The organism is Streptomyces sp. NPDC032161 (genome assembly GCF_040636995.1).
Taxonomy (GTDB): domain Bacteria; phylum Actinomycetota; class Actinomycetes; order Streptomycetales; family Streptomycetaceae; genus Streptomyces.
This window is the reverse complement of sequence record NZ_JBEZVN010000023.1, coordinates 24,753-38,116: the sequence shown is the minus strand read 5'-3', so window position 1 is coordinate 38,116 and position 13,364 is coordinate 24,753. Positions and strand designations below refer to the sequence as shown.

18 protein-coding genes are annotated in these 13,364 nt (G+C 67.1%); 15 read left to right on the top strand and 3 right to left on the bottom strand.

What is annotated here, in order from left to right; all coding sequences use genetic code 11:
* Positions 1-345: 345 nt before the first annotated feature.
* The 3 genes from AB0E67_RS27255 to AB0E67_RS27245 form a co-directional block, all read right to left on the bottom strand.
* Complete coding sequence (locus tag AB0E67_RS27255) at positions 346-1,788, bottom strand: hypothetical protein (RefSeq protein ID WP_362031436.1); 1,443 nt, start codon at positions 1,786-1,788, stop codon at positions 346-348.
* Between the two features lie 699 nt (positions 1,789-2,487).
* Complete coding sequence (locus AB0E67_RS27250; protein WP_362031434.1) at positions 2,488-3,753, bottom strand: helix-turn-helix domain-containing protein; 1,266 nt, start codon at positions 3,751-3,753, stop codon at positions 2,488-2,490.
* Positions 3,750-4,076 carry an antibiotic biosynthesis monooxygenase gene (locus tag AB0E67_RS27245; protein WP_362031432.1) on the bottom strand — a complete coding sequence of 109 codons (327 nt, stop codon included), beginning with the start codon at positions 4,074-4,076 and terminating at the stop codon, positions 3,750-3,752. The genes AB0E67_RS27250 and AB0E67_RS27245 overlap by 4 nt, the downstream gene beginning before the upstream one ends.
* 212 nt (positions 4,077-4,288) lie before the next feature.
* Here AB0E67_RS27245 and AB0E67_RS27240 point away from each other — a divergent pair, with 212 nt between their 5' ends.
* From AB0E67_RS27240 to AB0E67_RS27170, 15 genes are all read left to right on the top strand, one after another.
* Entirely contained in the window at positions 4,289-4,588 is a 300-nt protein-coding gene (locus tag AB0E67_RS27240; RefSeq protein ID WP_362031430.1) for a hypothetical protein, read from the top strand.
* The gene (locus AB0E67_RS27235; protein ID WP_362031428.1) at positions 4,588-4,944 is read left to right on the top strand and encodes a hypothetical protein; all 357 of its coding nucleotides are present in this window, start codon (positions 4,588-4,590) and stop codon (positions 4,942-4,944) included. The genes AB0E67_RS27240 and AB0E67_RS27235 overlap by 1 nt, the downstream gene beginning before the upstream one ends.
* Complete coding sequence (locus AB0E67_RS27230) at positions 4,941-5,078, top strand: hypothetical protein (RefSeq protein WP_362031427.1); 138 nt, start codon at positions 4,941-4,943, stop codon at positions 5,076-5,078. The genes AB0E67_RS27235 and AB0E67_RS27230 overlap by 4 nt, the downstream gene beginning before the upstream one ends.
* Positions 5,075-5,467: a hypothetical protein gene (locus AB0E67_RS27225; RefSeq protein ID WP_362031425.1), complete on the top strand. Its 393-nt coding sequence runs from the start codon at positions 5,075-5,077 to the stop codon at positions 5,465-5,467. Before AB0E67_RS27230 ends, AB0E67_RS27225 begins: the two co-directional genes overlap by 4 nt.
* A gap of 16 nt (positions 5,468-5,483) precedes the next feature.
* Positions 5,484-5,663: a hypothetical protein gene (locus AB0E67_RS27220; protein ID WP_362031423.1), complete on the top strand. Its 180-nt coding sequence runs from the start codon at positions 5,484-5,486 to the stop codon at positions 5,661-5,663.
* Positions 5,664-5,731: 68 nt separating this feature from the next.
* Positions 5,732-6,037: a hypothetical protein gene (locus tag AB0E67_RS27215; RefSeq protein WP_362031421.1), complete on the top strand. Its 306-nt coding sequence runs from the start codon at positions 5,732-5,734 to the stop codon at positions 6,035-6,037.
* Positions 6,038-6,133: 96 nt separating this feature from the next.
* Positions 6,134-6,355, top strand: coding sequence for a hypothetical protein (locus AB0E67_RS27210; RefSeq protein WP_362031419.1), 222 nt, complete (start codon positions 6,134-6,136; stop codon positions 6,353-6,355).
* Positions 6,356-6,372: 17 nt separating this feature from the next.
* Positions 6,373-6,561, top strand: a complete 189-nt coding sequence (locus AB0E67_RS27205) for a hypothetical protein (protein WP_362031417.1) — start codon at positions 6,373-6,375, stop codon at positions 6,559-6,561.
* Positions 6,562-6,592: 31 nt separating this feature from the next.
* A complete protein-coding gene (locus AB0E67_RS27200; protein WP_362031415.1) occupies positions 6,593-6,751 on the top strand; it encodes a hypothetical protein in 159 nt (52 codons plus the stop codon).
* Positions 6,752-6,840: 89 nt separating this feature from the next.
* The gene (locus AB0E67_RS27195) at positions 6,841-7,146 is read left to right on the top strand and encodes a hypothetical protein (RefSeq protein ID WP_362031413.1); all 306 of its coding nucleotides are present in this window, start codon (positions 6,841-6,843) and stop codon (positions 7,144-7,146) included.
* Between the two features lie 38 nt (positions 7,147-7,184).
* Complete coding sequence (locus AB0E67_RS27190) at positions 7,185-7,325, top strand: hypothetical protein (protein WP_362031411.1); 141 nt, start codon at positions 7,185-7,187, stop codon at positions 7,323-7,325.
* 34 nt (positions 7,326-7,359) lie between these two features.
* The gene (locus AB0E67_RS27185; RefSeq protein WP_362031409.1) at positions 7,360-8,553 is read left to right on the top strand and encodes a hypothetical protein; all 1,194 of its coding nucleotides are present in this window, start codon (positions 7,360-7,362) and stop codon (positions 8,551-8,553) included.
* A complete protein-coding gene (locus AB0E67_RS27180) occupies positions 8,553-8,807 on the top strand; it encodes a hypothetical protein (protein WP_362031407.1) in 255 nt (84 codons plus the stop codon). Before AB0E67_RS27185 ends, AB0E67_RS27180 begins: the two co-directional genes overlap by 1 nt.
* Positions 8,804-10,993 carry a hypothetical protein gene (locus AB0E67_RS27175; protein ID WP_362031405.1) on the top strand — a complete coding sequence of 730 codons (2,190 nt, stop codon included), beginning with the start codon at positions 8,804-8,806 and terminating at the stop codon, positions 10,991-10,993. Before AB0E67_RS27180 ends, AB0E67_RS27175 begins: the two co-directional genes overlap by 4 nt.
* Before the next feature lie 19 nt (positions 10,994-11,012).
* A complete protein-coding gene (locus tag AB0E67_RS27170) occupies positions 11,013-13,196 on the top strand; it encodes a hypothetical protein (RefSeq protein WP_362031403.1) in 2,184 nt (727 codons plus the stop codon).
* The last annotated feature ends 168 nt before the right edge of the window (positions 13,197-13,364 follow it).

Here is a 13,364-nt window from a genome sequence, read left to right as displayed (position 1 = left end):
TGGGCGGTGGCGAGGGTGATGGTGTTGCCGCTGCCGTTCACGACGATGAGCGGCTTCTCGGCAACCGCGGTGGAAGTGGTCTGGTTCCGGTCATTGTGCTGGCGGGTCTCGGTCACGACGGTCCGTCCAGGGGCGAGAAGGGGTGTGGACTGTGCAGGATTGCGGCGTCCACGCCCCTTCTCTTTCCTGGATGGGTGTGGCTGTTGACCCCACCGGGCCTACGAGTTGTAGTGGGCTCGGCCCGGTGGGGCGCAGCCAAAGCTAGCTCCTAATCTATGGCGCACGCAATGAGTCATATGGCTTCGCGTGCCGTTCAGACGCCTTCTCGTCCAGGCCAGCAGCCGCTCAGAACGGCGCCGGAATGCCCTGATTGACGTCCTCCGCGGCGCACCGCCAGCACAAGTCCGACCCTGGCGCCGTCGGGTTGCCGCACATGCCATCCCGCCCATCGCACTCCGCACCCCGGCTGAAGTCGCGAGAGTCCCGCTGGGGCGGCATCACCGCACCACTCGAACCAGGCCCCAAAGAAGCCGAGTTTGCCCCGCCAGCGTCCTCCTGGGCACCCGGGCGGGCCCGCTCAGCCTTACGAGCCGTGATCCGCTCCGGGCACACCGTGCATCCTTCGCCAGTGTCGACATCCGCCCCGGCCTCACACCGGGGGTTCGCACACCCGTACCGGTCCGATGCCTTCAACGGCCGCACCATGGCGACCGCAGCACCAACAAGGGAGTCGATCTCCCCGGCGTAGTACTTCGACGCCCAGCCGTGGTGGTTCCACCGCTGCTGGATCCGAGCCCCGAGCTGCGCCACGGTCCGCTCCGCGCCGGGAACGTCACCGGCGAGTGCGTCGAGGATCGCCTGCGACAGGCTCGGTACGTCAGGCAGCGCCCCGATCTGCTGGCCGGTCTCCGGGCTGGTCCAACCGGAAAGGAGGCCAGCCGGGAAGAAAGCTCGGACGGCCCGCACAGTCTTCAGCTCGGCCGCGGTGTGCACCGCCTTCTTGCTGCCGCCCTTCTGCCCTCGAGCCGGCTGCTGGGTGTCGTCGTGCTGGGCGGGGGAGGGCTGGTTCTTGCTGGACGCGGCGGAGCCGCCTTCGGCCTCGCGCGCGCTACTACCTGAGGTTGAAGTCCTACGGACGTCCCCGGGGCTACGCCCCGCCAGGGGCATCTCGTCTTCTCTCTCAGTTTCAGAAAGAACAGTCTTCTTCCTTATATGAGCCGCCGGGCGACCGACGGTCGGTGGACCGACCGTCGGTGAGCCGTAGGTCGGTCGCAAGTCACCCTCTGGCCAATGCTCGGCGTTCTCGCAGGTCGCACCGACCGACGGGTTTCCTGCGGTCGGTCGGCTCCACTCGGATCCGTTCTTCTTCGGGTCCAGGTACTCGGGCTCGATCCGGTGAGCCCGAACGTTCCCGCCCGCGTAGATCTCCGCCAGCATCGCGGCAACGTCCTCAACCGTGAACTTCACCGAGTCGACCGAGAACGTCGTGTACCAAGAACCCCCACGCTTCGCGACAAGCTCTCCGTTCTCCTCGACCATCTCGGATGCCGCCCGCTGGATCTTGAACTTCACGACGAACGCCTTGTCGACCAGCATCCGCATCGCCTTGGTCAGCGCTTCACGGCCTTCGACGTGTGTCCTGCATAGGCCGTCGACCGTTACCTCCTCGCCATCCCTGGCGCGGATCAACTTCGTCAGCAGACCGGTGGCCAGGATTGAAAGGAGCTCGTCGATCGCTTTGTTCTCGACGGCCGCGAACCGGTGCGGCCTCGACGCTCGCTTCCTCACGCGATCACCCTCACCGTGCGGACGATCACGGAGCGTGGGCTTGCGTTGGAAGGGACGTACGCAGGTACCCTCACAGGGACACCTCAGCTTTCAAGAGGGTGAGTGTCTGTGCAGCGGGCGGCAACCCGCTGTTGCGCTTGGACGGCCGGAGGAGCTACTGACTCCCCGGCCGTTTCCGCGTTCCTGGCCCAGCCAAGGAACTGCTGGTCAGCTAATCCGGTCACGACGCGCCAGGTTGGGCTCGCGGGCCTCTGTCTGGCCCGCGACCGGTCGGCGGGTACTGCTGGAGGTAGTCCAGCAGTCGCTGGGTGCGCATCATTCGTGTTCGGCCAGCGATCAGGTACGGCTCCCGCCCGGGGCCGTCACCGAAGGGCCACCGCTGCTTCGCTGGAACCTCTGTGCCGCTCCTGGCGCGGGCCATGTGGCGGAGGCCGCGGGGGGTCATGCTGCTTGCGAGGCCGTGACGAACGATGAGGTCGGCAGCGTCGGTGAACGAGATGTAGTCGGGATCTTTGCGCTCGGTCATGCGCGCGCCCGGGCTCGATTACTTCCGTTCAAAGGAAGTAGGCTCAAGGTGGACTCCTTACCGGGGTTCCCCTCCCGACGACGATTTCGCAGGTCAGCGTCGGCAGGGGCGGCCGGTCGGCCCTACGGGGCTGGTCGGCCGTACTAGTTCTTGCGGGTGTCTAACGCAGGCGGCTACTCCATAGCATCAGCCCTTCGTGCCAGGTCCGTCAGCTCGGGGGGAGCATCCGCACCCTCGACCAGAGACAGCTCGCGGATCGCCTTCTTGGCGGCGATGTGGTTGTGGATCAGGTCCGGCGACAGCTCTTCAGCGCGCAGGAGACAGGCCAATGCCTCGCCTGTGTGGCGCCTCTGCGCGTGAGCCCTCCCAAGGTCCATCAACAGTCGTCCTTGCCGTTCCGGTGAAAGCGCCTCGGCATTGATCCCGCGACCGATGTCCAGGGCCTCGCCAGCGTCGCCGAGTTCGACCGCAGTGGACACGGCCTGGATTTCGACGTTGGTGACGCCGAACTCCAGGTTGAAGTCGTTTCGATCTTCCCCGATTCGCCGCGCCAGGGTGCGAGCCTTCCCTATTTCTTCCCGAGCTTCGGACCTCTGGGCCGCGCGAGCATGGACTAGAGCCAGGGCCAGGTGCAGCGATCCCAGCACCGACATGCCCTCTGCGGTGAGAGTGCCCTGGGCGTTGATGACCTCGAGGGCCTGGATCGCCGTGCTCGCTGCGTGCTCGGCCTGGTTCAGCCGCTTCAGCCGGACGAATGCCTGGACCATGCGGAAAACACCGGCGCCCACGTGCAACGGGTCCCCGGACTTCTCTGCTGCCCAGATGGCCCTGTCCGCAGCCACCCATGCGGCGTCGGCTTCGTCCTGCCGGACGAACGCGGCCGCGAGGGCCTGGTAGGTGCGCGCCAACAGGAGGTACGCCTCCGGGCGTTGAACTTCGTCGGCGATCCTGACCGTCTGCTCCAAGTCAGGCAGCAGGTCTGTCAGACGGGAGCTGACGTCAGCATGGTTTCCGTGGTGGGTGTCCTGCCACATCGCCTCCACCTCAGAGGACAGCTCCTCGACGGAACGCCGCGGTGTGGGGCGGACTGCGCCGAGCAGGGTGCCGATCGCGGGATGCCCAGAGATCAGCTTCCGCGCTTCCTCCAGGTCATTCGGCCTGTACTCGGCTGAAGGAACGTTCCCGTTGGCGGCGCTCGGCATGGGGGCGCCAGGGCGGAGCTGCTGAACGGACACCCCAAGGGAGTCCGCAAGGTCCTGTAGTACGTCGATGCGCTCGACAGGCTGCACGCCGCGTTCTACCTGCGACATCCAACTGGACGTCTTCTGCATCTTCGCGGCGAGCTGCTGCTGGGTCAGCCTGCGTTCCTTACGCAGGCGCTGAACATGTCGTCCGAAGGCGCGATCCTTCGGGTCGACCTCCCTACCCGTTGGTTTCATGGCGCCTCCGGTGATTCCGGCCGCTTACCGGCCTTCTCGTTTAGGAACTCCACTTCCACGCCGGCCAGGTACTGCTCGCGCTCGGCCAGCATGCGTTTCGTGTGGGGCTGGTTCTCGTGCGCCTGGAAGGCGTCCTCGTCGGCGTACAGCTCGTAGAAGACGCGTACCAGCGGTTCTTCGACCGGAGCGTGGCTCACGTAGACGAGCGTTCCGGGTTCGCTGCGGATGCCCTCGAGCGTGCGGGCGACCAGGGCGTCGAACTGCTGGGCTGCGTCGGCGTCGCGGCACGTGAACCGCACGTTGAGTGCGAATCCGCTTGTCACTGTTCCTCCATTCGTCATGCGCACAGTCTCACATGTGAAGTAATTCTGCTAGCTCGCACTGAAAATCGCAAGCACGGTTGACTCGCACTTGCAGTGCGAGTAACTTCATCGGTGTCGCCCCACCCGGGGCAGCAAAAAGGGCCTGGTGATCGCACACCAGGCCCTGGATGCAGACCTTGCCCTACCTGCTACATCAGGAGGCTCGATCCGACATGAACCAGGATCGCACACCAGGTACCAGTTCCACCCCCAGCTCTCTCTGGGCCTCTGAGGCTCTGCGCCGTGTAGTCGTCGACCAGATCGGCCCGAGGAAGCCCGGCGTCGTCTACAGCACTGCGGACGGCATCTACGAGGTCCTCGGCGTGACCACTGACCGCGACGAAGCCCGCCGCATCCTCAAGCGCCGCGCAGCCCAGTTCGCGATCGTCGTCCACGACCAGACCGCCAACACCGTCGGTGCCATCTGCACCGCCTGGACGAGCTCCGGCCGAGTCCTCAAGGCGGCCGCGTGATGGCCGGCGACGACGGAATCCGGCTCGGCGTCGGACTCATCGCCGCGCTCCGCGACCTCGACCCCAGGGCCAGCAAGCCGACCCTTCGGCTCACCCTCCAGGACGCGGCCGGGAACACCCACATGGCCCTCGACCTCACCACAGCCGGGGTAGCCGCCGCGATCGCCGCCCTTGAGAACAGCACCAGTCTCGGGGCCGGGATCGACCCGCTCCTCATCGCCCAGCTCGAGGACCACTTCGCCACCGTCGACCCCGACTCCTACCTCACCGACGTCTTCAACAGCCCCGACGCCGAAGCCTCCCTCGCCGCGTACGAACAACTCGTCACCGACGAATGGGACGGAGGTGCCCCGTGACCGCAGAGGAACAGCAGGCGCACGCCGCCGCCGTCGCCGCGATGGAAGCCGCACGCGCCCAGGCCGCCGCCGACCTCGCCGCCGCCCAGGAAGCCGCCGCCCGACTCGCCGAACTCACCGGGGGCCAGCAGTGACCACCAACCCCGTCCACACCCCCGGCAACGCCATCCCACCCCTCGACACCGACCTCGACGGACTCTTCGACGACCTGGCCGGCATCCACCCCGGCATCGACCAGATCCTCTCCGGCATCCGCCTCCTCGCCCTCGACCGCCACAGCGCCGACCGCACTCAGACCCTCCTTGCCGCCCTCGCCGGATCCAACGGCGCCGACATCCTCACCGCCCTCGCCCACCTCGTGGCCCGACTCTCCACCGCCGACACCAACCCCGCCCTCCGCCACCTCCCCCTCGACCGCCAAAAGGCCGCCCAGCAGCACGGCGAAACCGCCGTCTACGACCTCACCGACCCCCAGCTTCACCAGCACGCATCCGAAGCCTCCGCCGCCATCAGCAGCCACTGACCAGGAAGGACCGCTCATGGGATCCGCCGACCGCTGGCCCGACCTCACCGGCAAGAGCTGGGCGAACAAGACCGCCCCCGAGATGACCAACGCCGAGGTCAACGACGCCCGCGCCACCTTCGAGTCGGTTGGCCGTAGCGACTACGAGGGCGAGTGGCTGCGACGCCACGGACTCCCCGAGAACTACGGCGACTGACCACCCAACCCGTGGGGGCCCGGCCAAGCCGACAGACCGAACCCCCACCCCAACCGAAAGGAACCGTCATGACCGCCACGAAGACCATCACTGCCGAGAGCATCCTCGCCGACTACGCCGCCGACATCGCGTTCGTCGCCGAGGAGGACCCCGCCACCACGCTCGCCGACCTCGCCACCCAGCTGTACGCCTCCACCCACAACTTCGATGCCGCCGGCATCAACGGAACCGACGAACTGAAAGCTGCCGCGGCCTACCTCGTTGACGCCGCTACGGCCACCGACGACACCGAACGCACGGTCCTCCTGAAGAAGGCCGCCGGCCACCTCGCCTACGCCAGCGACATGGCCTCCGAGTTCCGCGACATGGTCTGACCCGGCCCGCCCCGTCGTCCCCAGCCCGCCGGGGTCCGGCCGCCGAGCCGACAGACGGCCGGACCCTCGCACCACCCCCATCCGAAAGGACCACGCATGGGCACGCCCACGTTCCAGATCGTCACGACCGACAACGAGATCTACACCCAGGGCCGCCCCGAGACGGGACGCATTTTCGCCAGCCTCGACGGTGACGAGCCACTCCTGGACTCCTACGAGCACGACGGCGACTTCCTGGTGCTCCGCTACGAGAGCGGCTTCCTCCAGCTGCTCCCCGAACACCGCATCAAGCACATCGCCTGCCTCGACCAAGACTGACCCGAAGGGACACCCACATGAGCAAGAAGGCCGCCGTTACACAGGCCGCAGTGAACGCCGTCGCCACCGCCACCACGGTCATCAACAGCTACGGCCTGACAAGCCCCGAAGCAGCAAGCGCACTCAAGGCCGCACGCAACTCCGTCACCGCCGCCCGCGCCGAAGGCGCCACTGACCACGACATCCGCACCACCCAGCCGAAGTAGCCAGACTCAACCACCGAAGGAGCCCACCGCCATGGCCAACAACGCCCTCCAGGCCGCCGCCGATGCCGTCCGCGCCCACCAGCAGGACCCCGACTCCTACACCTTCCACGACATGAACATCAAGGTCAGCACCGCCCAGGCGCAGGGTCACACCCTCAAGGACATCGCCGACGCCAACCAGACGTCCTAACCCACCGCCCCGGAGTACGCCGTGAGGGTACCGGATCGAATCCGGCCCGGGGCACTCCGCACCGCACCAACCATCGAAGGAGCACCGCCATGGCCACCACCACCGCCTGGCCGACCGGAGTCATCGCCCGCTATCTGACCGTCGGCGGCGCCACCGTCGACATCACCACCCAGACCCAGATCACACGCAAGGAAGACAGGGACCACCGCACTGTCGGCGACATCGCACTGGCCGCCCAATGCACCGGTTGCACGGACAGCCACGAGAGCACCTACGAGGGCCTCTACATCAACCTCGTGGGCCCGGTGCTGGAGAGCTTCTACGGCGAGCGAACCCGCGAGTGGGCTCAGGCGCACGCCGAGAAGTGCCGCGCCATGCCGAAGCCCACCGCCTGACGAAGCCACCCAGCCCCGACAACCAGGAAGGCCAGCCCGTGACCGCCACCGAGTTCCGCAACCAGCACGGCGACCCCACCACCTGGACCGACCACGACTTCGACGTATACCAGGACCTCGCCGACCACGACGCCCACACCACGGCCCAGCCCGACGAGCCCCTCGCACCCGCCGCCTGACCACCCACCACAGCCCCGAAAGGACCAGCCGCCCATGCTTCCCCAGGTACAGAACGCGGTTGAGCAGGTACCCGGCCAGGCATGGGCCGTCCTCCTCGCCCTCGCCACCCTCGCCTTCGGCTACCACCTCGCCCAGAAGCTCCGCTCCACCCAAGCCCGCCGCAAGCCCCGCGACACCAAGAGGCGCCGCAGCATCATCGGCTTCCTTGGCATGGGCCTCGTCGTCATCGCCGGCCTTGCCCTGTCCACCAACACCTCCGCCCGCTTCGCGGAGAAGCGTCTGCACATGGAGTCGCCGTGGCACATGACCGTCGGCCTCGTCCTCGAAGCGATCGTCCTCGGCCTGTCCGTCTACGCCTGGGCATTCACCGACAAGGGGGCGACGAGGGCCGCGTACCTGCTCGTCTTCGTCCAAGCCGTCGGAGCCGTCGAGGTCGTCCGACAGGAACACGAAGACCCTGGCACCGCCCTCGTCCGCATCGTCGGCCCGGTCATGCTCGCCTACGGCCTCCACAAACTCCTTGGCCTCGAAGCGAAGCTCGGCAAGGTCGAGATCAAGTCCAACGGCATCCTCGCCCGCATGTGGACCGACCAGAAGAACCGCCTCGAAAGCCGACTCGGCATCGGCTCCCGCGGTGCGGATGCCGAAGCGATCTCCCGAAGTAATGCCGCCGACCGATTCGTAAACCTGAACTCAATCGGAAAGCCCCGGCACATGACCGGCCGAATGTACCGGCACGCTCTGGTGAAATCCGGCCGGGCCGCCCTGCACGGCCTGGAAGGGCTTGAGCGGCAGATGGCAGAGGCCAGCCTGGTAGACCGCATCGCCTACGAGAAGGGGATGCAGATCGGCGGCGAGCACTTCGAGACGGCGCTGATGCGAGGGGTGCGGTCGAACACGGGGACGCAAGAACTGGACGCGGCTGCTCCACATAGCTTCACCCCTCTGACCAGCGCGGCTACCGAAGCCGCACCCGCCAACCGAACCGAAGACGCAGGCGAGCCGCACGCCGACAAGCCGCAGCCACGTTCGAACCCCGCAGCAACCGACGCTGAGCGAAAGGCCCGCGCCTTCCGCGTCTACGCCGACCTCGGCCAGCCCTCTCAGCGCTCCTTCATCAAGAAATGGCGCGAGCTGGGATACGGCGAATCCGACCAGACCCTCCGAGACCTCTACAACGAAATGCACGCCGCCTTTGAGAAGGCCCGAAAGGGGAGCGAAGACTAATGAACGAGCAGGACGGGACCTGCCTCGTCGGAATTGTTCCTGGCCCGGCAATCCCGCTGGGAAACGACCCCCTCAAGGCGGCCGAGGTCAGTACTCCGGAACTCGACATGGAGCAGGTCCGCGAGGAGCTGTTCGCGGCCCTGCAGAGCATCGAGGACCTCCGACACCAGCACCCGTACGAGGCCACCGGATACGTCGGAGAGCCCATCCAGACCATCCGGCCGGAGCGTGTTGAAGGGAAGTGTGGGAGGTGAGCGCCGACACGATTTCTTCGTTTGATCTTGGCTCAACGACACCCGCATCGGCTACCGTGAGTGACGGAACTGGTGGCGGGGCGGGGCGGGGCGGAAGCGACAACGGGGCGCAAGGCCCCCTGGTGGTCGTTCAGCAGCCCCGGAGTACCGCCCCGCCCCGCCCCGCCCCGCGCCCTTCTCGGGGCAATGCGGGCAACTCTCTGCGAAACGGATACGCCGCGATTTCACACAGCGTAAGCGGGGAGACAGCGGCAATCGGGGCCGGATTCCTCGTCGGAGGCCCCGTCGGAGCCGTCATCGCAGGCTCGGTGATGCCGGTCGCGGCAGCCGCCATCATGTGGCGCGCACGGCGCCGCGAGCACGACGAGAACGCCAACCAGAACAGGTCCAGCGCCTCGAATTCGAGCCGCGATCCCTCCGGGAACAGGCGCGGAAATGGCGGTCGGAACAACGGCGCCGGGGGCACGAACAACAACCTCGGCGGCGGCCGACACCGCTCCCCGAACGGGCCCGGCGACGGGCGTGGCGGGACCGACGGGACCGGGAACAATAGGCGGCCGAAAACGAAGGACCCGGTCGCCGACACTCTCGGCAAGCTCGGGAAAGGCCTCGCCGACAAGCTGAAGCCGAACAAGGGCGACAAGCGCAAGGGGCCGAAGAACAGCAAGCACAACGGTGCAGACCTGGGCGGGGACAGTGCCGGGAAGCGCAAGCGCGACAAGTCCAAGAAGGACCGCTCCGATACCCCGTGGACAAGTTCACCCGACGGGCTCGACCCGAAGAAGCCGAAGGACAAGCAGGACCAGAAGCGCAAGGACCGCAAGCGCGGGAAGGGCGACGACGCTTCGAGCTCGACCGCTCGGGACGGCCTCGACCCGAAAGATCCGAAGGGGCCGAACGGTGGCGATAACGACCTGCCGCCGAAGCCGGATTACGACCCGGACGAGTACGTCGACGCCGAGCTCGTCGACGACGACCTCCCCCCGAAGCCGGCCACCGACCCCGACGACATCATCGACGCCGACGTGATCGACGAGGACCGCATCGCCCTCGTCCGTGCGAAGCGCGAGACGAAGCGACGCCGCAGGGCAATTGCCGCCGGGAAGAAAGCCGCCGAGAAGGCAGCACGGGACGGCGACATGGGCGACCCGCACAAGGTGAAGCTCGAAGCGATCCGGGAAGCGAATCGCCAGATCGACCTCGAACTGCACCACGAGGACCAGCTGCTCGCCCTGACCGCGGCAGCAGAGAAACCAAGGAGCACACCCGTGAACTACCCCGCGATTCAGGTCGCACCGACCAGCACCCGCACGGCCGGTGTCGCCCTCGCGAGACAGATCGACTTCCGAGGCTCCACGGCCTACGCGATCCTGCGCGCCATGGCCGACCAGCTCGCCCACGGCCTGCACAGCGACGATGACGCCGACATGGCCGACCACATCGTCGAGCTGACCGGCATCCCGAACATGTGCAAGAACCTGTCGACCGCCGTGCAGGAAGCCGGACGCGCTCTCTCACGCACCGCACCCCTCCACCCGTCAGTGATCAAGCACCTGAACAACGCGGCCGTGGCAGCCCGGACAGCCGGCGTCATGGCCGAGAACATCATGGTCGTCTTCGTGCAGGCGCACCGCGAGGACATCATCCGCGTCCTTGACCCGCGCATCGGCGAGGAACGGTGGAACATCCGCAACGCGCCCGGGACACTCGACGCCGCGAAACTGCGCGCCGCGATCGCTTCGGCAAACTCGGCACGCCTCGCCCTGCCCGCCGGTAGCTCGTCGGGAGGTGGCGGGAAGCAGGGAGGCAGCAAGCTCGTACCGGCCTCGGACGGCAGCACAAAGAAGCTGATCAACCTCATGAAGGGCTTCACGAAGGGCCACATGGTCGTCGTCCTGTCCGAGGTCGCTGGCAGCGCGGCTGGCGTTGATGTCGTCGCCGACTCGATCAACAAGCTCTACCGGCGCATGCAAAAGACGTGGCCGACCGAAGGCGTCGTCGACGAGACCGTCGCCCGGACCGCCGGGCAGGTACGCCGCGTTTCGGACGAATTGAAGAAGGCCATCAAGGCGGCACAGAAGGCGCACCAGCGCGAGCTCCGCCTGAACGCGAAGGGCCGCGCTGGCAAGGGAGCGCGCGCCGAACGGAAGTGGGACGTCGTCGGCCGACGCGGGTCGTCCGAGTAACCAGGAAGGGAGACAGGCCATGTCCAGTGCAGAACTGCCGGTGACGCTCACTGACAAACCGAAGAAGTGGGACTTCTCGCGAGACGCCGTCACCCCTGGCCGGCTCGTCGCATGGGGCAGCGAGCTCGCGGTCGCGTCCGCGCTCGTCGCCCCGCTTGCCGACATTCCGTGGGAAGCCGGTGCCGGTGCCGGTGTCATCTGCACCGGCGCAGCCGTCGCGTACGAGAAGGCGCGCGGATCATGGCGGCGCGTCACGGTCGCCCGAGCCGCCTCGTGGCTGTCCATGACCGGATGGCTGTCGTACACCCTCGCCGAAGGCCCCACCCTGTTGAAGATGGCGTTCGGTGGTGCGATCTGGGCGACCGGCGCGGCCGTCAACATCGGCATGGACAAGTGGGGCGAGGAAACCCGAGCGGCCGAGAAGGAGCTCGACCGGCAGCTTGAACAGGGCGAAAAAATCAAGAGCGCGCAGGACTCATGGGCACGCCTGCTCGAGGACGTGTGCGGCATCGAGGGTGCCGTCGCCGACCCGGTCGTCGACAGGTGGCCGAGCGGCGCAGGCGAAACCGTGAAGATCACACTGCCGTCGCACCTGAACATTGACGCCCTCCGCGGATACGAAGCCGCCCTCGCCGGCGCCCTCCACCTCCCGAAGGGCGGCGGCGTCTCCTTCAACGCCGGTGGCCCCGACGTCCCCCGGAACGTGGTCTTCATCGCGCTCACCCGGAAGAACATGATGTCGGGGGCGATCCCGTACCCGCGCCTGACCCCGACCACGATCAACAAGCCGGTCGGCTTCGGCGTCGTCGGCAACGGGGCCGAAGCAGGCCTGAACCTGAAGGACGAAGGGTTCATCGCGATCGGAGCGCAGGGCTCGGGCAAGACGGCCCTGATGAAGACGCTCGGCCTCGGCCTCGTCCGTTGCGTCGACGCGATCGTCATCGACCTCGACACCTCGGCGAAGATGTCCGCGGTCTTCGTGAACCCGTACCTGCGGCACGGCATCGGCCGCCCCCTGATCGATTGGCCGGCTACGACTGAGGACGAGTGCCGCCTCGTGATCCAGGCAGCGCAGGCGGCGATCGCTGCCCGCAAGACCGAGTACGCCGACCTGCTCGAGGACGAAGACGTCGACAACCTTCCGGCTCGTCCGGACATCCCGGCCATTCACATCCGGGTCGACGAGACCAAGAGCATGCCAGACGACGTCCTCGCCGGCCTCGACTTCATCATCGAGGAAGGGCGCAGCGTCAACGTCCGCGTGAGTAACACCGGGCTTCGCGCGACCCGCGAGTACATCACGGGAACGATGGACGAGCTCACCCCGGGCCGCATCGGCCTGCGGACGAACAACTCGTCCGAGTTGCAGATGCTGTTCCCCGACAACGGCGCCCCGGACATGGCAATCTTCACCGACCCGGGCACGGTGGCGTACATGTCGACGACGAAGGGGCCGTTCCAGCCGACCCCAGCGAAGGCGTACGCCACCATGGCCGAGGCGTTCCAGGAAGGCTCGGACGAGTACGCGCGGATGCAGTCCCTGTTCATGGACGCGGCCCGCGAGCTCTCGCCGATCCGGCCGGAGATGGACCCGATCACGGCGAAGGCCATGGGCCTCGCGTGGTCGCAGCGCTGGGCTCGGATCATCCCGAACCTGCGCGGTGATGCCTACGGCAACGTCACCCCCGACCGAATGCACGAATCGGTGTGGGAGCTGTACAGCTCATGGGACACCCCCGTCCCCTGCAGCCTGCTGCTCGGCCGCATGACCGACGATGACGGAGACCCGATCGCCCCGCCCCTGACCGGGAAGAGCGCCGAAATCCCGCGCCTGACCGAGGCCCTGATCGACGACGACGCCCTCGAGCGGGCCGCGCAGCAAGAGGCCGCGATCGAACTCGCGAAGTCGTCACCGCGCCCAAAGTCGAACGACGAACTTGCGGTCGAGCTCTTCGCGGCCCAGGGCCGACCGGTCAAACCGTCCGAGGTGTACCCGCTGATGGCCAGGGCCGGCTACGACAGGTCGGCCCGAACCTTCCGTGACTTGTGCGTCAAACTCGGCCTGCAGAACAAGCTCGTCAAGGGCGATGATGGAACCTACGCGGCAGTGGCAATCGAATGCGATGAGGTTCCTGATGCAGCCGGACGAGTTCCCGGACCTGAAGATGACGCCGATGGACGAGGCGATGCTCCACATGGCTGAGCTGATCGCTGGCCTGAAGAAGGCCGGGCTCCACGAGGACTCGGCAGTGCGGTTCGCCGCCATTTACTTCAACGAGCAGTCACGCAACGAGCCGGACGACGACTGACCAGCCACACGACCAGGAAAGCCCCCGGGTCGTACCCGGGGGCTTTCTGTATCTGCTCCCAC